Raw genomic sequence first — 20,030 nt, forward strand, 5'->3', positions numbered from 1 at the left:
AAGTCGAAAAGCGCCCAATCCTTTTTTCAATCTCATATTTTTCGGTAAAAAAACGTATCTTCCACTTCAAAACCATAACGAGCAGGATTGAATATTTGCTCAGTAGATCCTACAAACAAAATGCCACCTGGTCGTAAAGAATTGCTAAATTCTTTATAAATATGATCCTTTGCCTCTTCAGTGAAATAAATCATAACATTGCGACAAACGATTAAATCAAAGTTTTTCTCATATGGGTCACTTAATAAATTGTGCTTTTTAAATGTTACAGTATTTTTAATTTCATCTTTTACACGATAAAACTGCCCTTCTTCAATAAAATATTTTGCTTTTATAGCCGGAGGAACTTCTGCTAAGGAACGATCAGGATAAATGCCTAGCTTTGCTTTTTGAAGACAGTTTTCATCTATATCAGTAGCTAATACTTTTATGTAAGATAATGGTACATGGTTAGAGAGCACCATGGAAATTGTGTACGGTTCCTCGCCTGTTGAACAGGCAGCACTCCAAATTTTCAAACGGTTATTTTTTTCAAGCAGTTTTGGAAAAATTTTATGTTGAAGTACTTCCCACCGTTTCCCATTACGATAAAATTCTGAAACATTAATCGTCATTCGATCTAGGAATTCATTCAATAAATCTCGATCTTTTTCAACCCCGTGCAAAAAATCAACAAAATCTTTAAAGCCTTTTTTTTCATAAAGGGATGTTAAACGGCGTTTCATTTGTGCTTCTTTATATAGCGATAAATCAATACCTGTTAATTTTTTTATACCATTAATAAACAGTTCGTAGTCTGTCATAGTTATCGATCCCCTCTAATGACGTACACTTATTATATACAAAATTTTTCTTTTCTGAAATATGTAAAAGTTCAAAAAGTAAATTTCTAAAGCAGTATTAAATTTGTTCGTAGTTAGTATTTTTTCTACTTTCGAATTTCACTACAGGCGAATGCTTTCCGCATGTTCGTCCTTAAAGGTTATTCCTTGCCTTTGCATTGTATCGATACTCGTGTTATTCCCTTTGCTTGTGTAAAAAAGAAGTCACAGTCTTATGCTTATTATATTCATATTATCAAAATTTACGGTTTCTGCAAAAATTTTCTATTGGCTAACCTTTTGCAATACCATATTAATAAAAAAACTATCCCAACAGCACAATTGCTGTGGGATAGCAAATTTACAGTGTATTAAACGATTTCATTGTTGAACCATAAATTGATTTCACGTTCAGCAGATGCTGGTGAATCGGAACCATGGATAACGTTTTCAGAAATTGTTACCGCATAATCGCCGCGAATTGTACCTGGTTGTGCTTCTTCAGGTTTTGTAGCGCCCATCATCACACGAGCTAACTTAATAATATTTTCTCCTTCCCAAACCATTGCAAATACTGGTCCAGAAGTGATGAAATCTACCAATTCACCAAAGAATGGTTTATCCTTATGCTCTTCATAGTGTTTTTCAGCTAATTCACGTGGAACATTCATTAACTTTGCTCCGCGCATTACAAATCCACGACGCTCAAAACGGTCAATAATGTCTCCTACTACTTGGCGTTTTACACCATCAGGTTTTACCATAAGAAATGTTCTTTCAATTGCCATAAGTTAAACAACTCCTTAAATCTCAATTAAGCTTTATTACCTACCGCTAAATGTTACCAAAATCAAGCTCAAGCTTCAACTATCAATATTAGAAATAGATATATTTTTTAAAACTTACGTTTACCGATAAACAATGCAATATCTCTTAGTTTTTTCTTTGTTGGATGTTCTGGTAATTGCTCTACTTCTTTCATTGCTTTCGCTAAATATTGATCGCTTACTTTCAAGGCTTCTTGAATTGAATCAGAATTGCGTACAATTTGAAGCATTTCTAACCGTTCCTCTTCTGTCACAATTCCTTTTGAAGCCCGCTCAATAAATTGGATAATTTTGGGATGATCTTTCATGAGCAATATAGGCAAAGTAATGTTTCCCTGCAATAAATCACTGCCTGCAGGTTTTCCAAGTTGTTTATCCGTTGATACGAAATCCAACACGTCATCCACGATTTGATAACTCATACCCACATAATAACCGAATCTCTTTAACCGCATTGTAACAGCAGGATCAACATTTGCTACTACTGCTCCCACTTCACAACTGGATTCAATAAGAAGTGCCGTTTTTCTTTTTATTCGACGGAAATAATCTTTTAAGTTTTGATTTAGTCGAAACTTATCTTCAATTTGAATGACTTCACCATTACAAATTTCAACCATCGTTCTTGCTAAAATTTGATGCGCCTTCGGATCTTTAATTTGGGATACATATTGAATTGCTCTACCGAAAATAAAATTACCAGTATGCATTGCAACTCGATTGTTCCATTGAGAACGAACGGTAGGACGCCCTCTTCTCATATCGGAATGATCGATTACATCATCGTGGACAAGGGAACCCATATGAATTAATTCGAGAGGTACAGCAGCATATTTCATTCTGTCGATATTATAATGACCAAATTTTGCACTCATTAAAACAAAAAGTGGGCGAATTCTTTTTCCGCCCGCACGTAAAAGGTGGAGAGAGGCATCATTTAATACATGCGACGTTGAATAAAGTGCTTTTTCTAATTCATTTTCGATGATTTCTATATCCGGTTTTAAATCGGAATAGATCATTTTTAACTTCATCTTTTCCACTCGCGAACCTCTCCCTAAACTTCTTTCTTAAATCCCATATGCATTGCTGCTGCACCACCACTATAACTTTTGTATGTGACGTTTACAAAGCCAGCTTCTTCAAACATTTTTGCAAGCTTTTTCATCCCTGGGAAAGTGCTTGCGGATTCTTGTAACCATGAATACTCTTCATAACTTTTCGCAAAAATTTTCCCGAAAAGCGGCATAATATATCGGAAATAAAAACGAAACAATTGTTTATATCCAGTCATTTCTGGTTGAGATGTATCTAAACAAACAGCCATCCCACCAGGTTTTAATACACGATGCATTTCCCTTAATACTTGCATATAATCCGGTACATTTCGTAAACCAAAACCGATTGTGACATAGTCAAAAGTGTTATCTTCAAAAGGTAGTTCCATTGCATTCCCATGTATTAACTCCACATGAGGATACGGCTTTACTTTCTCAGCTCCAACTTTTAGCATATTTTTGCTAAAATCAAGCCCTTTAACAACTCCATTTTCACCTGTTGCCTTTGCTAATGCAACTGTCCAATCAGCTGTGCCACAACAAACATCTAAACATGTAGATCCCGGTTTTACATTCATGCGTTTCATAATATCTTCACGCCATTTGACATGAAGCTTGAAACTAATCACCGAATTCATTTTATCGTAGTTTTCGTAAATTTTCTCAAACACTTCATGGACGCGTTCTTCTTTGGATTTTTCCATCTTTTTCATAACCTTTCTTCACTCTATCTAATCAACCGTTCTGCAATATATTGTTTAAGTTCAGCTTTGATAGAAGAGATACGTAACAATTCTTGCAATTGTTGAATAAGAACATCCAATTTTTTCAGAAGGTATTGTTCAAAATTCAAATGATCAACGGGTACAAAGCTTTCTATCATTTTTTGTAAAAGGAGCGAACTATTACCTTCTCTATAGTTTAATAGTTCATTTTGTAATCGTAGAATCAATAAATTGATTTGCATTATATTTAAATATTGATCGTAATTGTAAAGTTGATAAAATCTGCTAATACATTCTGTTTCAATAACCGTTATACTATCTAACCAATCATCGATGGCGTATTGTCTCGGTTCATATACTCGAATTTCATGTTCAGATCTTAATACAACACTTTCAGAAAGTTGACGTATCAAAGAAATATTACCTGAATTTGCTAATATTTCATAATAACGACCACTGTAATAATCGCCGGACAGAACTGTTAGCTGCTGCTCTTTCGATGTTGCATCATACTCGTTGATGAGACCATGTTCCGCTAAAGATGCTTGTACAATTCCGACAGTAATGATTCCTTCATATTTTTCATCATCCCAATGGTCTCCATTAAAAAATGGCAACAGCATGTAAAATAATTGATTTTCATCCACCAATGGATTTCCAGTATATTTCAGAAGTGTTTTATGTTGCACATAACGATAAATATCCTTTTTTAATTGTTCAATATGGTTTTTTATATATGTTGCATCCATAGGTATTACTCCATTCCAATGTAAGCACAATCTACTGCACTTATTACAGTCGTCATCATAATGAGCGGTTTATTTTTTTGATTGGCTTTCAATGATTCCATGCGATGTATAGATTTTCGCTTTTCCACGAATTTTCATGGCCGACGTATGTTCAGTAAATTGAGCTATCATCACTTCTCCGGCATCTAATTTTTCTGAATGATGAAATTTTGTATCTTCACCACGAGTTAACCCAATTACATGTACGCCATCTTCTTCTGCTTCAATTACGACATAATCAGATTGGTTCATACTTCTCCCTCACATTTACATATTCTTTGTTATCATATCACAATCTATTTTGTTAATTAAGACATTTGAATAAATGAAATCACTTCTTGTCGTTTTATGTCATCTTCTTCATAAATTCCTCTTGCACATGAAGTCACTGTTTTTGTCCCAGGTTTTTTTAATCCTCTCATCGTCATACACATATGTTCAGCTTCAATCAATACAAAAACGCCTTGCGGTTCTAATTTTTCCATTAAAATATCTGCAATGGTTGTTGTAATTCGTTCTTGTAATTGAGGCCTGTGACTTACGGATTCCACTAATCGACCGATTTTGCTTAAACCAGCAACTCGGCCATCTTGAGGTATGTATGCAACATGAGCTTTCCCGTAAAATGGAACTAAGTGATGTTCACACATCGAATAAAAAGGAATATCCTTCACAAGAACTAGCTCATCATGGTTTTCATGGAAGACCGTTTCAAAATAACTTCGCGGATCTTCATTAAGCCCTTTAAACATTTCTTCATACATTTTTGAAACGCGTTTTGGTGTATCGATGAGTCCTTCACGATTAACGTCTTCACCTACGGCCTCTAAAATCATTTTTACAGCTTCTTCTATTTTTTTTAAATCAACATTTGACATATATGTTCCTCCTAAATCGACAAAGCACAACACTGTCAAAATGAATCGTAGCACATACAGACGTGAATCGCAAAAGGCTTTCACTCAAATTGTACTCTATATGTGTTGCTTTTTTGCTCCAATGGTAGAATTGATTTATCTTTCATTAATATTATAATATGTAAAAAGAGCAGTCATCATATTCATGACGACTGCTCTATGTAATTTTAAAGAAGCTATTATTTTACAGCTTCTTTAAGTGCTTTTCCTGGTTTAAATGCTGGCACTTTGCTTGCAGCAATTTCAATTTCTTCCCCAGTTTGAGGGTTACGACCTTTACGTGCAGCACGTTCACGAACTTCGAAGTTTCCAAAACCGATTAATTGCACTTTGTCACCCTTTGCAAGAGTGTTTTGAATTGTATCAAATACTGCATCTACTGCTTTAGAAGCATCTTTCTTAGAAAGACCTGCAGCTTCAGCAACAGAGTTTACTAATTCTGTTTTGTTCACACTGTTCACCTCCTCTCAAAGGGTTAAAAAAGCTAAATCATGTAAAAAGAGTAACATATAGAAATAAGCGGTGCAACTGTATTTATTCATGTTTGTCCAAGAAAAATTGAGTTTTTGGCACTTTGGATAATGAAAAGGACTTTTCGTCTATATGACAAAAAGTCCTTCTAATAAAATTCCATTATTTTTATTATCTCACTTTTTTTAAATAATAAACGTAATGAGTCCTTTTTCTCCTTCATTCACCATTCTTTCAATTGTTTGACGCATTCTTTTCTTTGCACTTGGCGGCACAGCATTCATTTTGAATCGAATTCCTTCCGTCAACACTTCATGCAGTGGCGTTCCAAACAATTGTGTTTGCCATAACGCTTCTCGATCATGTTTATATGCATACTGCAAGTCTTTCAATAACTGTTGGCTGTGGAACTCTGACCCAATTAATGGCGAGAACTCAGATTCCATATCGACACGTATGATATGGTAAGATGGAGCTTTCGCCTTCATGCGAACACCGTAGAAATTATTTTGTTTAATTATTTCTGGCTCACTTGGCTCAAACTCTTCCATCGTCGGAAGCGTTACACCATAGCCATTGATTGTCGCTTCTTCAATCGCATCTCGGAAGCGTTTTTGTGCTTTTTTCGCTTCTTGTGCCTCTTTAATGAAGAGTAGCCAATCTTTTTTCGTGTCTATCGGCGCATCTAAAAATTCATTGCAAACCGCCTTATAAATTTCCGGTTTTAATGTGATACGCACCGTTGCCACACCAAGTCCTGCATCAACTCTTTCAATCTCGCAGCTTTCAATAAAATCAATTTCTCTTAAATCTTCTACTGCATTATGGACATCGCGAATTTTCGTTACAGAATTCAGCACATTTCCAACTGCTTCTGAAAGCGTTGCATTGACGTGGTGAGTCGGTTCTAATACATCAAGCCAATCAGGTTTTTCCACTTCAATATCTTCCACAGGGAATTCATACAGAGCTTCTTCTAAAATAAACTCCATATCATTTAACGTCATTTGATCAATAGCTATTGCAATGACAGGAACGTTATAACGGGAGAGCAATTCATTGCGCAACTTTTGCGTATTTTGATTGTTTGGATATTGGCTGTTTAAAATGATGACGAATGGCTTACCGATTTCCTGCAATTGTTCAACAATTTGTTCTTCCGCCACTTGTGCAGCTTCTCGTGAAATCCCATTAACAGTGCCGTCTGTCGTTACAACTACACCGATGTTTGCATGGTCGCGGATCACCTTATCTGTTCCGATTCGAGCTGCTTCTTGGAATGGAATAGCTTCAGTGTTCCATGGTGTGTGCACATACTTTGGTCCATTTTCATCTTCATACCCTTTTACCCCATCAATGACATAACCAACACAATCAGCAAAACGAATCCGGAAAGGTATTTCACTTTCCCCAATACAAATTTCTGTACCATGAGCAGGAACAAATTTTGGTTCTGCAGTCATAATGACTGGGCCAGGTGAACTTTGTGGTAGCTCGTCCAGTGCTCTTTTCCGTTCTTCTTCATCCACGATGTTTGGTAGGACGATTGACTCCATCATTTTTTTCACAAAAGTGGACTTACCAACCCTCACAGGCCCTACAACCCCAATATATACATCACCATTTGTTCTTTCTGCTATTTGTTGAAAGATTTGTTCGCCTATTGTAGTTCCTCCTTTACGTACTTCAATCTATGAATTATATACTTAAAATATGAAAAACCTTGCACGAAAAGTCGTACAAGGCTTAAATTTTTTTATTTTTTTATTGGATCAAACATAAATACCGGTTCATTATTCTCGTTCACAGTATATGGCAGTGAATAGGCCGGTACTACTGGATAAGCTTCCACAAGCAACATACGAATATCTTCTCCTGGCTCAGGTTTCAAATGATTTTCTCTTATAAACTGAGCTAAATCGATGGAGTAGTCTACATAGGCTTGTCCTTCTGTTGAAGCAACTAATGGTAAATGATTATTCGAATATGGACTTGGCACAGTTAGTTCTTTAGCAAAGCCTAATTTCTTAAAATCTATTGAATATACATAATCCGCAATTCTGTCTTTATAAGGCATGTATTTTGTTGAGAGAAGACGAATATTTAAATCTCGAATCGTTTCTGCTGAACGTAAGTCTACTAATTTTACAGTTGGATTGTTTTCCGGGTCCCAAATAATATATTGGAATATGCCACCTTTTTCGTAGGAATTCCCTGGGATATTCGCTAAATATTTTGGAACCAATTTCGAGAAATCGATGGGATATTTAATAAATATATCTGTATCCATATCTTTATTTTTTATCGGCAGCACACCTGTTTCCGCTCGATATTGATCGATGGCATTTTGCACAGCAATCAGTTGAGCTTCATCAGGTATTTGATTCTCAACACGTTCTTCCTGTGGAAACAAACATCCAGATAGTAAAAGGGATGTCGAGAGTAATAGTATGAAAAAAATGAATTTCCGTTTCTGTTTCATGATTTTCACCCCTTTGTTTATGATGGCCACGTAAAGATTACTAAAACCATTAATAATGTGCCAAATATAAAAATAATAAATGCAATCAGTCTAATGAAAAAGGATAATATAGCATTATTCACCCATTTGCGAGCTGCTGTTATCATAAGAATCGATAAAATCATTGCGGCTATCGAGTAAAAGGAAACCCACATGACATCCATCGGGTGCATGTTCGCTAATGGACCACGTGCAGCACCAAGTACGAATTTATCTATATCCATTAATAACGGATGACTCATTGCAATTCCTCCTTTCAAGAAGCGGTATGTATACAAATTTGCCTATGATATGGCACAAAACACACTGACGCACATGCGTTCGTTTTCATTGCACATGAACGGGTATTATTTGTAGTTCCCGATACTCAACTCGACTTTGAATTCTTTCATACCCGCTCATTGATGCAACGAAAATGCTTGTCCTTTTATTGTAAATAATCGATTTCTCTTTTCTTTAAGCGATTCATTAACTCATCAACAGCATCTTTCGGTTCTTTTTCATTAAATAATACTTCAAACAATGCAGTTGTAATTGGCATCGGAACATCGTATTTTTTGGCAAGCTGGTAAGCAGCTTTTGTCGTGCGAACTCCTTCAACGACCATACCCATGCTCTCTAATACTTCAGCCAGCTTCATGCCCTTTCCAAGCATGTTCCCCGCTTTCCAGTTACGCGAATGAACGCTCGTACAAGTAACGATCAAATCGCCCATACCAGTTAATCCTGCAAAGGTGAAGGGATTGCCTCCCATTCGCACACCTAAACGAGCAATTTCCGCAAGTCCTCGGGTAATTAATGCTGCCTTTGCATTGTCCCCATAGTTTAGGCCATCGGAAATCCCTGCTGCTAAGGCAATTACATTTTTCAATGCACCGCCTAGTTCAACGCCGATTACATCGGTATTTGTATAGACACGGAAATACTGGTTCATAAATAAATCTTGTATTTTTTCAGCGGAACGGAGATTTGTACAAGCAGCAGTAATCGTTGTTGGATGATGCAACACCACTTCCTCCGCATGGCTAGGACCTGATAATACGACGATATCTTCAATCACATGCGGGGATATAGACTCCTCTAAAATTTCTGAGATGCGTTTTAAAGAATCTGGTTCTATCCCTTTTGATACGTGCACAATTAATACTTTTCTATTTAAATAATTCATAATGTTTTCTGCTACTTCACGAATCGCTTTTGTCGGAACCGCAAAAATGATGATATCTCCATGTTCTGCCGCTTCTTTCAAATCACTTGTTGCCCTTAAATTTTCAGGTAGTTGTATATTCGGAACATATTTTTCATTCGTATGTTGTTCATTTATTTCTTTCGCTTGCTCATGTCGGTGGCTCCAAATTAATGTATCGTGTCCATTTTCAGCCAACACCATTGCTAAGGCAGTTCCCCATGAACCTGCTCCTAACACTGTTACCTTTTTCATTTTTATTTATCCCTCACTCTTTTACTCACGTGCCCGTGGTATGATACGTATCGGCGTTCCCTCAAAATCAAAGGTTTCACGAATGCGGTTTTCCAAAAATCGAAGATAAGAGAAATGCATGAGTTCTGGATCGTTTACGAAAGTGATAAATGTAGGTGGCTTAACAGATACTTGTGTCGTGTAATAAATGCGTAAACGTTTTCCTTTATCTGTAGGGGCTGGGTTTCTTGCAATAGCATCTTCAATTACATCATTTAATAAAGAAGATTGAATGCGCATTGCATGGTTTTCACTTACCCGCTTCACTAATGGTAAAATTTGACTCAACCTTTGTTTCGTTTTAGCAGAAACAAACACAATCGGAGCATAATCCAAAAATAAAAATTGATCGCGAATCGTTTGGGTAAATTCATTCATTGTTCGTTCATTTTTTTCAATGGCATCCCATTTGTTCACGACAATGACGATACCTTTACCCGCTTCATGAGCATACCCTGCAATTTTCTTATCCTGCTCTTGTATTCCCTCTTCTGCATTTAATACGACAAGCACCACATCTGAACGTTCAATCGCTCTTAATGCTCTTAATACGGAATATTTTTCTGTGCTTTCATATATTTTCCCTTTTTTCCGCATTCCAGCCGTATCGATAATGACAAAATCTTGTCCGTCATACGTATAAGGAGAGTCGATTGCATCTCGAGTAGTTCCAGCGATATCACTAACGATTACCCGCTCTTCTCCGAGAATTGCATTTACTAATGAAGATTTTCCTACATTTGGTCTACCAATTAATGAAAACTTAATGACATCGTCTGAATATTCATCTTCATATTCTTTAGGGAAATATTTTGCACATTCATCCAATAAATCCCCAATCCCTAATCCATGCGAACCGGAAATTGGAATCGGCTCCCCAAAGCCTAAAGAATAAAAATCATATATTAATTCACGCATGTCTGGGTTATCAATTTTATTGACTGCCAGTACAACTGGTTTTTTTGTTTTATAAAGCATTTTTGCGATTTGCTCATCTTGAAGAGTTACTCCTTCTCGACCGTTCGTCATAAAAATAATCACATCGGCCTCTTCCATGGCAATTTGTGCTTGGGCACGAATTTGTTCTAAAAATGGTTCATCTCCAAGATCAATTCCACCTGTATCAATAATATTAAATTCATGGTTTAACCAATCTGCCGAACTGTAGATGCGATCTCGGGTCACCCCAGGTATATCTTCCACAATGGAAATGCGTTCACCAACAATTCGGTTGAAAATTGTTGATTTTCCTACATTCGGACGACCTACGATGGCGATTACTGGTTTTGTCATCTGTCCTTCATCCTTCCAAATTCTTATCCTTTGTATTATACACGATATCCAATTATATATCATTTTTTGACATAAATGGACATAAAAAAAGCGCACTCCTTAAAGCACGCAATTTTTATTCAAAATAAAATTTATTGATCTGTAAATTTTTTCAATTGTTCCCCTATTACATCACTAATGGAGAATCCTGTTGTCTCTTCTGGTAATTGATAATCAAATTCTTCTTGATGCTTTGGGTTTTCTTCAAGTTCTTTCATGCTTAGTGATAAGCGCTTTTCTTGCTCATTAACATCAAGCACTTTCACTTGAACCTCTTGACCTTCTTTCAACACTTCGTGAGGGGTATTGATGTGTTTATGAGAAATTTGTGAAATATGAACTAACCCTTCAACACCTGGGAACACTTCAACAAAGGCACCGAAGGACACTAAACGCTTCACCGTACCAGTCAATACTTGACCTTTTGAAACACGTTCTGCAATGTTTGCCCATGGACCAGGTAATGTCTCTTTAATGGATAGAGAAATTCTTTCATTTTCCGGGTCAACAGATAAAACTTTTACTTTCACTTCTTGCCCTTCTTGAAGAACTGTGTTAATATCATCTACATGTTCATGGGCTACTTGTGAAATGTGCACAAGCCCGTCAACGCCACCTATGTCAACGAAGGCACCAAATGGAGCTAATCGTTGAACTTTACCATTTAATACGTCTCCTGGCTTTAGGCTCTCTAGCAATTCTTTCTTTTTATTTGCTTTTTCTTCTTCTACAACTGCACGGTGAGATAAAATTAATCTTCCTTTTTCTTTATCTAACTCTGTAATTTTGAATGTTAGCGTTTTACCTTTGTAATCTTCAAAGTCTTCTACGAAATAATCTTCTACTAAAGATGCTGGTACAAATCCTCGTACTCCTAAATCAACTACTAAACCGCCTTTTACAACATCTTTTACTTCTGCTTCAAAAACTTCTCCCTTTTTGTATAGCTCTTCTAATTTATCCCAAGCTTTTAAAGCATCTACTTTACGTTTCGATAAAACAAAGTTTTCTTCTTCTACTTTCGTGATCATTAATTCTAGCTCATCGCCAACAGACACCACATCGGATGCTTTTTCAATGTGCAAACTAGAAAGTTCACTAATTGGTACAATCCCATCAAATGGTGCACCTTCTATTGTAACGGTTACTGCTTTGTCTTCAACTTTTGCAGCAGTCCCTTTTACAATGTCTCCTTCACGAAATTCTTGGCCAACTCCTAAGTTCATTTCCTCGGACATATGTAACCCTCCTTCGCATCTTACAATATCTATTTTATTAGAAATTGCATTTAAACACAAAATTTTTTCCTTATAGTTTAAATATTTCCTTTTTTATGAATAAAATACGCGAAAAGAAACGATTATTATTCCATCTTTTCTTTCGCTAAATGTAAAATTTTTTCTGCAACTTCTTCAATTGATAAGTGAGTAGTGTCTAAATAAATGGCATCTTCCGCTTGAACTAATGGCGATATTTTACGTTCCATATCTTGCTGATCGCGAAGCGCTATTTCCTCTTTTAGCTGTTCATAGTCAGAAGGAATGCCTCGTTTTTTATTATCAAGCAATCTTCGTTTTGCTCTTTCTTCAACAGAGGCAGACATAAAAATTTTCAATTCAGCTTCTTTTAATACATGAGTACCTATATCTCGTCCATCCATGACAACTGCGCCGTCTTTTGCTAATTGTTTTTGTTTAGCTACGAGGATTTCACGAACTTTTGCAAGAGAAGCAACTTGCGGAACATTCGCTGTTACTTCATTGGAACGAATTTTTTTTGTCACATCCTCTCCATCTAAGAAAACTAGTTGTCCATTTGGAGATGGCTTTAAGTCGATATTAGTCTTTAGCAACATTTCTTCTAGTTTTTTTTCATCATTTAATTGTATGTTTTCTTTTAACGCTTTATACGTAACAGCTCGATACATCGCTCCAGTATCAATGTAAGTGAATCCTAATTGTTCTGCCACGATTTTTGCAATTGTACTTTTTCCTGCACCAGCAGGTCCATCGATGGCTATTTGTATGTTTTTTCCCATGACAATCCCTACTTTCCTTCAACATTGTAACATAAACAAAGTTTTTTACTTTTACTATTTTCATAGTTTGTGTAAATAAAAACAACTAGTTTGTATTACATATTGTTGTCGAATCCTTTATTTTTATCCATAAAAAAAGCCTCCAATATCGTTTATTGGAGGTCCTTTGTCTCCTTACGCAGCATCACTTGGCGTTCAAAACAGAATCGAAGAATGAATTGTTTATCTAGTTCGTCCGTATCGATAAATTGAAGAGATGCAAGCGTTTGGTCATTCTTTTCAAATATACGAACCACTTCTGCATCCGTTTGAATGTATTGAATTTCTCCAGATTTATAAGGCAATACAATCGTTAGTTTGACCTTATCTCCCTCTGAAAATGGAGGGGATATAGGCACTTTGATAGCGGCTCCACCTGCGCTAATATCATCCGTTACGTATTGATAAAATTGATTTAAATGCTCTACTGCAACGTCTACAGGTGTTTTTACTCGAACAAATTCCCTTCTTTGGATTTTGATGAATTCATCATCTGGAGGACAAGAAAGCATTATCATAGGAATTCGATCCATTTTACGACCGACAACTTCCGTTTGAAATGCATAGTTGATATCATCATCGTTTCGAAAAATTGCACGAAACTGGGAACCGTCAACTAGATAAACTGTTCTATCCGTTTTCGTATCTACGGGATAAGTGATAAAAATGATATTGTCTTTCTTTTCCATTACTTTACATTTAAATCTTTCAACTTTTTCTGATGACGTTGGTTCCAATGTGAGAACTGTCCCAATCTTAATATCCATACTTACTCGCCTCGCACAATAATTGTAATTTTATTATTGCACGAATTAAGGCGAATTTCTAGAGCATTTTGATAATTATGGTAATTGTTCCACTTTTATGACATCATGATTTTCCGTATCCACAACAACTCGATATGTTTGATTGATATTGTCTGAAAAACGAGCAATTACTTCATAACATAATCTTAATTCATATGCTTCATTTTCTGTGTAGATAAACCGCTCTTCTTCCACTACTGTATTTGGTCGGAAGAATTGTTTCCAATCGATCGGTACCACTGGCTGGTTTTCATTAATGTTTTCTCTTTGTACATATTCCATTGCATTTAGCCCTAATAACTCACCGCTATCTTTAGAAACTTTTAATTGTACTCCATCAGGATACACAAACGCATTATGCTTGCCAGCTACTCGAGCAAGATGAATATGCCAAGCTTCATGGTTTTCTCGCATTTCAACTAACGCTAAATCATCATATCCAGCTCGGTCTATAAATTGTTGTACTAACTCCTTCACTTTTTCTTGTGTAATATTTTTGTCTGGCTGTACCGGACGTTCAGATAAGAAGGAAATTAAATGGCCACCTTTTACAGTAATGTCCGCATATCCGACCCGACTACCCTTTACAAATTGAATATGATAAAACGGATAAGGTGCATCATCTTTACTTTTCGATACAGTATACGTAGCATCTTCAATTCCAGGAACTAGTTTCTCTAATACTTGAATTGCTTCGTCCTTCGTAATTTCACGATCTCTTATATGTTTTAAGTCTCTTTTCTTTAGCCAATCAGATTCACTCGTTGTTAATGGGAAGTCCTTTTCCGTGTAAGTTTTTAAGTTTGATGCGAGGTTTTTAAATGGTGATTCTTCAAGCTCTGTTTTTGCAACTTGTTGCCATTTATCAAAGTTCCCATCATTCTCATAAAATTGAGCTGTTGCAACAGCCCATTCATCTGTTAGTTGCTCTAAATTTTTGTTTACAACTTTCATTTTGGATTGCCAAGTTTCATAATCACCATTTGTCGAAGCTCTTTTTGCTTCATCTCCTATTTTCCCAATATATCGTAGCCATTGATTTGCTACGTCAGGATTTAAAGGCAACCCACTAATAGATGAACGTAATTCATTACTAGTACGCCAAATATTATCAAGTTCATTTTGTAACGCCTTCTCATCTTGGAACAATAGGGATTGAGCTACAGACCGTTGCAAATAGGATAATTTTTCGCTGGCATTGGATAATGAATTAGTATATTGAGCATGAATAGCTTGTTGTAATTGTTTATTTTCTTCTTTGACATCAAAAGCATATAATCCTAGTGCGATAACAGCAATGGAAAGTAAGTAAACTGCACTTTTCATATTGTCGCTCCTTTAATAGCAAAAGATATGTTGACCAATTTGTTTAATTTGAGGTCTTGACCAAATCCATTTGCTTGTAGCTGTATTAGGATTGAAATAATAAAGAGCATTTTCAGATGGATCCCATCCGCTCATTGCATCAAGTACTGCCTGTTTTGCTCTTTCATTTGGCGTTAACCAAATTTGTCCGTCAGCTACTGCTGTAAATGCACCTGGTTGGAAAATGATCTCTGAGATGGTATTCGGGAAATCTGGAGATTCAAGTCGATTTAGAATTACTGCTGCCACTGCAACTTGCCCTTCGTACGGTTCTCCTCTTGCCTCACCATAAACTGCATTCGCCATTAGTTGTAAATCTTGTTCTGTAAATTTCGGAGGTAGTTGATAACTTGTACTTCCTGATGATCCTTTGTTGCCTTTTACTTGTTGGTTCAGAGGAATTCCACCATAATAAGTAAAATCTCTACCTGCATTGATTTGAGCATGAACCCATTCACGATCAAAATCACTGTTGTTAACAAGTACTCTTTTTGTTTGTGCTCCTGCAATGCCGTCCACTTTCAAGCCATAACTTTCTTGGAAGTTTCGTAAAGCCCAATAAGTACCATAGCCAAATTTCCCATCAATTTTTCCATGATAGAATCCTAAGTATTGTAATCTTGCTTGTAACTCAATCACATCATCACCGAAGGCTCCCCGTTCTAAAACTTGGTTAGAAAAAGCGAATGATTCTTCAGGCTTCATGACAGTAAATGTACCGATTGTGGTCATTAATATGAGCATTGAGATCAGAAGTTTTCTTACCATATATTTCACTCCTTTTTCATAGCATGTTAAATTTAGCATCATTTATGCACATTCGAATGAAAAAATGGTCGAATCAACAATCGAAACGACCATTCAGGAGTTATTATGTACAGTGAATGAAATTTTATTGTTATTTTCAAATAAAATAAAAAATGACCTAAAAAGCAATCTCATTCCTTTTAGGTCATGCTAAATTTTATTTTGTTCTATTAAATGCTTAATTAAATGCTCGTGAGCTAACTTCACTTTCCTTAACGCAAACCACCATAAAAATAACATAAATGGTGCGATTAAATAAACCCAATAATCTTCAAACATCAAAATAGAGTTATAGGCAAAATGCAATAGAAGCGGCGCTCCAATAGAAAGAACTAAGTATTCCATTGAACGATTATTCTTTGTGAATTTACTTTTCCCAAAATAATAGCCCATCACCACACCAAATAATGCGTGACTTGATACAGGTAGTAACGCACGCATAAATGCCGTATCTATTCCAAATGTCAACAAATAAAGGAGATTTTCCATTGTGGCAAACCCAAGCGAAGCAGCTGCTCCATACAAAATTCCATCATATGGATCGTCAAATTCAACATGGCGATAAATAAATGCAAAAATAATGAACCATTTAAAAAATTCTTCCATAGTACTTGAGAAAACAACATTGAGGAGAAATGGATTTGTAATTAATTGTTCTTCCTGCAAGACATATTGAATGAACATAATAGGGAAAGTAATTAATAGTCCAAAAATAAATGTTCGAAAAAGTGTTTTTCGAGGTTCAGTCGCCATTTGATTTCGCAAATAAAAGTAGCTAAATAATGCTAATCCTGGAGCAATCGCTGCAGAGAGTAAAATAAACAATATCGACGCTCCCTTCCTTATACATAATATTTTATAGTATTACCTACCTTTTTTAAAGTTTAGGACCATAAAATTTCTAACAATAAATAAAGCGACGATTATCCGTCGCGAAAACCTCACGAAATCAAAAATTTTTTTAAAACCCCTTTTTTGCGCTGCAACACTAAAATGTACTGTAGATCGTTGCATCCCCAATACAAATCTCTTTCTTTTTCAAAGTGCAAATCATCATATCCTATATATTACCTCATATCAGAAATATTTCTATAATGTAAAATTTGTTATATCCTCATTTCGAAGTAAATTTAAAAAGTTCGACTTATCGAAATATGCATTGTAATTATTGCATATAAAAGTATTCAATCCATTTTTCATAAAAAAGCACTACCCATTCATTAAATGCGAGGGTAATGCTTAAAATGACACGATTTATTAATAAACATAGAATGTCTTGCCCGTATGAGCACCTAGAATACTCTTTTTATAGGCAAGAGCAACTCTTTTTACGGGAACTGGCTCAAATCCTTCAAACATAGATCCATAATCTTCAAATGATTCTTCTAGAATTGTTGGGCTAACGCTATTAATTCGAATTCCTCTTGGCATATCAATAGCTGCGGCTTTGACAAATGCATGTACGCCACCATTTGCCATGGCTGCAGAAGCTCCAGTTTTGATCGGATCATCCATTAGAACTCCAGTTATTAAAGTAATTGATCCATTGTCCTTAATATAAGGTAAACCTAGTAATACTAAATTGATTTGACCTAAAAGTTTACTTTGTACTGCAATTTGATTTAGTTCAGGCGTCAATGTTTCAAGGGACGTATAGTGCACTCCTCCCGCTGCACTTACTAAAGCATCGATTTCGCCTACTTCTTTAAACATCTGTTTTATACTTTCAACTGATGTAATATCGACTTTTATGTCCGCTTTACTGCGACTTGCACATATAATTTCTGCTCTATCTTTCATTTCCTCAACTACTGCTTTTCCAATTGTACCAGTAGCTCCTACAACTAAAATTCTCAAAACAATTCCTCCTCTATCCAAAAAAACCGTTTATGAAAAAACATTACTTGATTTCATGCTATTAATATAAAATCTGTTTTATGAAAATGTAAAACTTGTCCGTAAAGACTCGTTTACTTTAGAAATGTTTTATTTGAAATGTCCATTTAAGTGAAGGCGGCTTGTCCCGTCATTCCTCTTCCGTAGCAAAGCAAGACTTTCTATTGGAAAAGCGTAAAAATCACAGAAGTGAAGAACGAGCTCCTGCGAGGCTAAGAATCCCCCCGCAGAAAGCCCGCAGAAACGAAAATCGACAAAACAATTTGTAGGCAATAATTTTTACTTTTTGGATAAGCCCTTACTTTTTCGCATTTTTTCTTGAATTGCTTTTGCAATAAAGGCTCCATGGAATTTACCGTTTTCGATGAAAATTTCATTGGCATTGTTGCCGGCAGCGAGAACTCCAGCTATGAACAAGTTTTCAATATTTGATTCCATCGTTTCAGGATGATATGTAGGTCGACCCGTTTCCTCATCAATCGTTACACCCATTTTTCGAATAAAAGAGTGATCTGGATGATATCCAGTCATTGCAAAAACAAAATCGTTTTTAATTACTTCTTCTTTCCCTTTAATATTTAAAACAACTTCATGTTCACGAATTTCTTTAACGGTCGTTTTAAAGTGCATGACCACTTCACCATTTCGGATAAGCGATTGAAATTCTGGTAATATCCAAGGTTTAATGCTAGGAGAGAAGTCGCTGCCTCGGTAAGCAACCGTAACACGTGCTCCTGCCTTATGCAATTCTAAAGTTGCATCAACCGCAGAGTTTTTCCCACCAACAACTAACACATCTGTATCAAAGAATGGATGGGCTTCTTTAAAATAGTGGAGTACTTTTGGTAAGTCTTCTCCAGGGACATTCATATAATTTGGATGATCGTAATAACCTGTCGCCAAAATAACGTAAGGTGTTTCATATTGTGCTTTATCTGATGTTACAGTAAATAATCCATCTTGTCTTTTTTCCACAGAAAGTACTTTCTCAAATCGGTTCACATGAATATTTTTTAATTTCACGACTTCACGATAATAGACAAGAGCTTGATTTCTGCTTGGTTTTCGTTGTTCAACAATAAACGGAACATCGCCAATGGCTAATTTCTCACTTGTTGAAAAGAATGTTTGATGGGTTGGGTAATGATAAAGCGCATTTACGATGTTCCCCTTCTCAATCACGATGGGTTTAAGCCCAATATTTTGTAGTTCAATTGCTGCCGATAAACCACAAGGGCCTCCTCCAACTATAATTGCATCTACTTTTTGCATTGAAATACATCTCCTTAATTCGACAAACTACCAACTTTTATTATAACGCGAATTGTCAACCCTTTGTTTGGAGTTCACTATGGAAGTTTAAGTCAATTATGTGACATTCAGGTTTTGCACCAAAACGTAAGGGTACCATCGATGTTCCATAACCATTACTAATGAGTGTGTACTTGCCATCTTTAGCGCTAAACGAGCCAACAGGATAAATACCAAAAGGCCCTAATCGAATTTGGCCTCCGTGGAAATGTCCGCCCAACCATAGATCAGCATGATAATCTTTTAATTTTGAAAATAGATTTGGATTATGAGAAACGAAAATAACGATATCCTCAGGATGACATTTACTAAATGCTTTTTCAGGTTGAGCTTTGCGTGACGAAAGATCATCGACCGCACTCAACCAACATCGATTTTCCGTATTCGGGAGTAACACTGCATCGTTTTCTACGATTTGTACACCCGTTTCTTGAAAAATTTCTCTTAATCGCTCCTCTCCCACTTCCCGATCATTATTTCCCCAAACGAAATAAACAGGACCTAATGTTTTTAGAAGATGAAGATTGCGGTAAATGGTCGATATTTTTGTTCTCCTATCTGCTAAATCTCCTCCAATAATAACAGCATTGATTGGAGCGTTTATGTCTTGAATCAATTTGTCGCTAATTAATCGGGTATGAATATCAGAAATGAAAAATATCGTGTATTTTTCCTTTTTACCTTTTAATGATATTTCATGATGAATGACGTTATTTTCAAAAGCTTCCTTTACCATAAAGGAAAGGATTGAACCGAAGATGAGGACCGTTGCCAAAACAATCATGTAAGTTGTACCCCTCCTGATAAAACAAAAAGACGTGGTGAATA

At 36.0% G+C, this 20,030-nt stretch carries 22 protein-coding genes; all 22 read right to left on the minus strand.

What is annotated here, in order from left to right:
- Positions 1-32 precede the first annotated feature (32 nt).
- Complete coding sequence (locus NST00_RS12225; RefSeq protein WP_016836959.1) at positions 33-803, minus strand: CheR family methyltransferase; 771 nt, start codon at positions 801-803, stop codon at positions 33-35.
- A 389-nt stretch (positions 804-1,192) separates the two neighbouring features.
- A complete protein-coding gene (ndk, locus tag NST00_RS12230) occupies positions 1,193-1,609 on the minus strand; it encodes a nucleoside-diphosphate kinase (RefSeq protein WP_016836958.1) in 417 nt (138 codons plus the stop codon).
- 107 nt (positions 1,610-1,716) lie between these two features.
- Positions 1,717-2,691 (minus strand): heptaprenyl diphosphate synthase component II, encoded by a 975-nt coding sequence (hepT, locus tag NST00_RS12235; protein WP_016836957.1) that lies wholly within the window; start codon positions 2,689-2,691, stop codon positions 1,717-1,719.
- 14 nt (positions 2,692-2,705) lie between these two features.
- Entirely contained in the window at positions 2,706-3,410 is a 705-nt protein-coding gene (locus NST00_RS12240; RefSeq protein WP_340710189.1) for a demethylmenaquinone methyltransferase, read from the minus strand.
- A 23-nt stretch (positions 3,411-3,433) separates the two neighbouring features.
- Complete coding sequence (locus NST00_RS12245) at positions 3,434-4,180, minus strand: heptaprenyl diphosphate synthase component 1 (protein WP_016836955.1); 747 nt, start codon at positions 4,178-4,180, stop codon at positions 3,434-3,436.
- Positions 4,181-4,249: 69 nt separating this feature from the next.
- Positions 4,250-4,471: a trp RNA-binding attenuation protein MtrB gene (mtrB, locus tag NST00_RS12250; protein ID WP_016836954.1), complete on the minus strand. Its 222-nt coding sequence runs from the start codon at positions 4,469-4,471 to the stop codon at positions 4,250-4,252.
- Positions 4,472-4,527: 56 nt separating this feature from the next.
- Positions 4,528-5,097, minus strand: coding sequence for a GTP cyclohydrolase I FolE (gene folE, locus NST00_RS12255; RefSeq protein ID WP_016836953.1), 570 nt, complete (start codon positions 5,095-5,097; stop codon positions 4,528-4,530).
- A 218-nt stretch (positions 5,098-5,315) separates the two neighbouring features.
- Positions 5,316-5,588, minus strand: a complete 273-nt coding sequence (locus NST00_RS12260; protein ID WP_016836952.1) for an HU family DNA-binding protein — start codon at positions 5,586-5,588, stop codon at positions 5,316-5,318.
- Positions 5,589-5,792: 204 nt separating this feature from the next.
- On the minus strand, positions 5,793-7,271 hold the full coding sequence (gene spoIVA / locus NST00_RS12265; RefSeq protein ID WP_026018953.1) for a stage IV sporulation protein A: 1,479 nt from the start codon (positions 7,269-7,271) through the stop codon (positions 5,793-5,795).
- A 92-nt stretch (positions 7,272-7,363) separates the two neighbouring features.
- The gene (locus NST00_RS12270; protein WP_016836950.1) at positions 7,364-8,089 is read right to left on the minus strand and encodes a hypothetical protein; all 726 of its coding nucleotides are present in this window, start codon (positions 8,087-8,089) and stop codon (positions 7,364-7,366) included.
- A 17-nt stretch (positions 8,090-8,106) separates the two neighbouring features.
- Positions 8,107-8,370, minus strand: coding sequence for a DUF2768 domain-containing protein (locus NST00_RS12275; protein WP_016836949.1), 264 nt, complete (start codon positions 8,368-8,370; stop codon positions 8,107-8,109).
- Between the two features lie 185 nt (positions 8,371-8,555).
- Positions 8,556-9,569 (minus strand): NAD(P)H-dependent glycerol-3-phosphate dehydrogenase, encoded by a 1,014-nt coding sequence (locus tag NST00_RS12280; protein WP_168411767.1) that lies wholly within the window; start codon positions 9,567-9,569, stop codon positions 8,556-8,558.
- A 21-nt stretch (positions 9,570-9,590) separates the two neighbouring features.
- Entirely contained in the window at positions 9,591-10,901 is a 1,311-nt protein-coding gene (der, locus tag NST00_RS12285) for a ribosome biogenesis GTPase Der (protein WP_016836947.1), read from the minus strand.
- Between the two features lie 131 nt (positions 10,902-11,032).
- Positions 11,033-12,178 (minus strand): 30S ribosomal protein S1, encoded by a 1,146-nt coding sequence (rpsA, locus tag NST00_RS12290; protein ID WP_016836946.1) that lies wholly within the window; start codon positions 12,176-12,178, stop codon positions 11,033-11,035.
- Between the two features lie 125 nt (positions 12,179-12,303).
- Complete coding sequence (cmk, locus tag NST00_RS12295) at positions 12,304-12,978, minus strand: (d)CMP kinase (RefSeq protein ID WP_340710028.1); 675 nt, start codon at positions 12,976-12,978, stop codon at positions 12,304-12,306.
- A gap of 152 nt (positions 12,979-13,130) precedes the next feature.
- Positions 13,131-13,784: a flagellar brake protein gene (locus NST00_RS12300; protein ID WP_016836944.1), complete on the minus strand. Its 654-nt coding sequence runs from the start codon at positions 13,782-13,784 to the stop codon at positions 13,131-13,133.
- 75 nt (positions 13,785-13,859) lie between these two features.
- On the minus strand, positions 13,860-15,149 hold the full coding sequence (locus tag NST00_RS12305; protein ID WP_340710029.1) for a PepSY1/2 domain-containing protein: 1,290 nt from the start codon (positions 15,147-15,149) through the stop codon (positions 13,860-13,862).
- A gap of 12 nt (positions 15,150-15,161) precedes the next feature.
- On the minus strand, positions 15,162-15,932 hold the full coding sequence (sleB, locus tag NST00_RS12310; protein ID WP_050988823.1) for a spore cortex-lytic enzyme: 771 nt from the start codon (positions 15,930-15,932) through the stop codon (positions 15,162-15,164).
- Positions 15,933-16,145: 213 nt separating this feature from the next.
- Positions 16,146-16,820: a glutamic-type intramembrane protease PrsW gene (prsW, locus tag NST00_RS12315; RefSeq protein WP_016836941.1), complete on the minus strand. Its 675-nt coding sequence runs from the start codon at positions 16,818-16,820 to the stop codon at positions 16,146-16,148.
- A 432-nt stretch (positions 16,821-17,252) separates the two neighbouring features.
- Positions 17,253-17,852: a short chain dehydrogenase gene (locus NST00_RS12320; RefSeq protein WP_016836940.1), complete on the minus strand. Its 600-nt coding sequence runs from the start codon at positions 17,850-17,852 to the stop codon at positions 17,253-17,255.
- A 318-nt stretch (positions 17,853-18,170) separates the two neighbouring features.
- Positions 18,171-19,163, minus strand: coding sequence for a YpdA family putative bacillithiol disulfide reductase (locus NST00_RS12325; protein ID WP_340710030.1), 993 nt, complete (start codon positions 19,161-19,163; stop codon positions 18,171-18,173).
- 55 nt (positions 19,164-19,218) lie between these two features.
- Complete coding sequence (locus tag NST00_RS12330; RefSeq protein WP_016836938.1) at positions 19,219-19,986, minus strand: metallophosphoesterase; 768 nt, start codon at positions 19,984-19,986, stop codon at positions 19,219-19,221.
- Positions 19,987-20,030 lie beyond the last annotated feature (44 nt).

This window comes from Ureibacillus sp. FSL K6-0165 (assembly GCF_038004285.1).
In the GTDB taxonomy this organism is placed as follows: domain Bacteria; phylum Bacillota; class Bacilli; order Bacillales_A; family Planococcaceae; genus Ureibacillus; species Ureibacillus thermosphaericus.

Excerpts from the sequence above, each read along its gene's own strand:
- sleB (WP_050988823.1), bottom strand. The coding sequence starts at position 15,932 with ATGCTCATATTAATGACCACAATCGGTACATTTACTGTCATGAAGCCT.
- NST00_RS12280 (WP_168411767.1), bottom strand. The coding sequence starts at position 9,569 with ATGAAAAAGGTAACAGTGTTAGGAGCAGGTTCATGGGGAACTGCCTTA.
- NST00_RS12270 (WP_016836950.1), bottom strand. The coding sequence starts at position 8,089 with ATGAAACAGAAACGGAAATTCATTTTTTTCATACTATTACTCTCGACA.
- cmk (WP_340710028.1), bottom strand. The coding sequence starts at position 12,978 with ATGGGAAAAAACATACAAATAGCCATCGATGGACCTGCTGGTGCAGGA.
- der (WP_016836947.1), bottom strand. The coding sequence starts at position 10,901 with ATGACAAAACCAGTAATCGCCATCGTAGGTCGTCCGAATGTAGGAAAA.
- folE (WP_016836953.1), bottom strand. The coding sequence starts at position 5,097 with ATGTCAAATGTTGATTTAAAAAAAATAGAAGAAGCTGTAAAAATGATT.
- NST00_RS12275 (WP_016836949.1), bottom strand. The coding sequence starts at position 8,370 with ATGAGTCATCCGTTATTAATGGATATAGATAAATTCGTACTTGGTGCT.
- rpsA (WP_016836946.1), bottom strand. The coding sequence starts at position 12,178 with ATGTCCGAGGAAATGAACTTAGGAGTTGGCCAAGAATTTCGTGAAGGA.
- ndk (WP_016836958.1), bottom strand. The coding sequence starts at position 1,609 with ATGGCAATTGAAAGAACATTTCTTATGGTAAAACCTGATGGTGTAAAA.
- NST00_RS12245 (WP_016836955.1), bottom strand. The coding sequence starts at position 4,180 with ATGGATGCAACATATATAAAAAACCATATTGAACAATTAAAAAAGGAT.
- NST00_RS12300 (WP_016836944.1), bottom strand. The coding sequence starts at position 13,784 with ATGGATATTAAGATTGGGACAGTTCTCACATTGGAACCAACGTCATCA.
- NST00_RS12305 (WP_340710029.1), bottom strand. The coding sequence starts at position 15,149 with ATGAAAAGTGCAGTTTACTTACTTTCCATTGCTGTTATCGCACTAGGA.
- NST00_RS12325 (WP_340710030.1), bottom strand. The coding sequence starts at position 19,163 with ATGCAAAAAGTAGATGCAATTATAGTTGGAGGAGGCCCTTGTGGTTTA.
- NST00_RS12330 (WP_016836938.1), bottom strand. The coding sequence starts at position 19,986 with ATGATTGTTTTGGCAACGGTCCTCATCTTCGGTTCAATCCTTTCCTTT.
- NST00_RS12240 (WP_340710189.1), bottom strand. The coding sequence starts at position 3,410 with ATGGAAAAATCCAAAGAAGAACGCGTCCATGAAGTGTTTGAGAAAATT.
- NST00_RS12225 (WP_016836959.1), bottom strand. The coding sequence starts at position 803 with ATGACAGACTACGAACTGTTTATTAATGGTATAAAAAAATTAACAGGT.
- mtrB (WP_016836954.1), bottom strand. The coding sequence starts at position 4,471 with ATGAACCAATCTGATTATGTCGTAATTGAAGCAGAAGAAGATGGCGTA.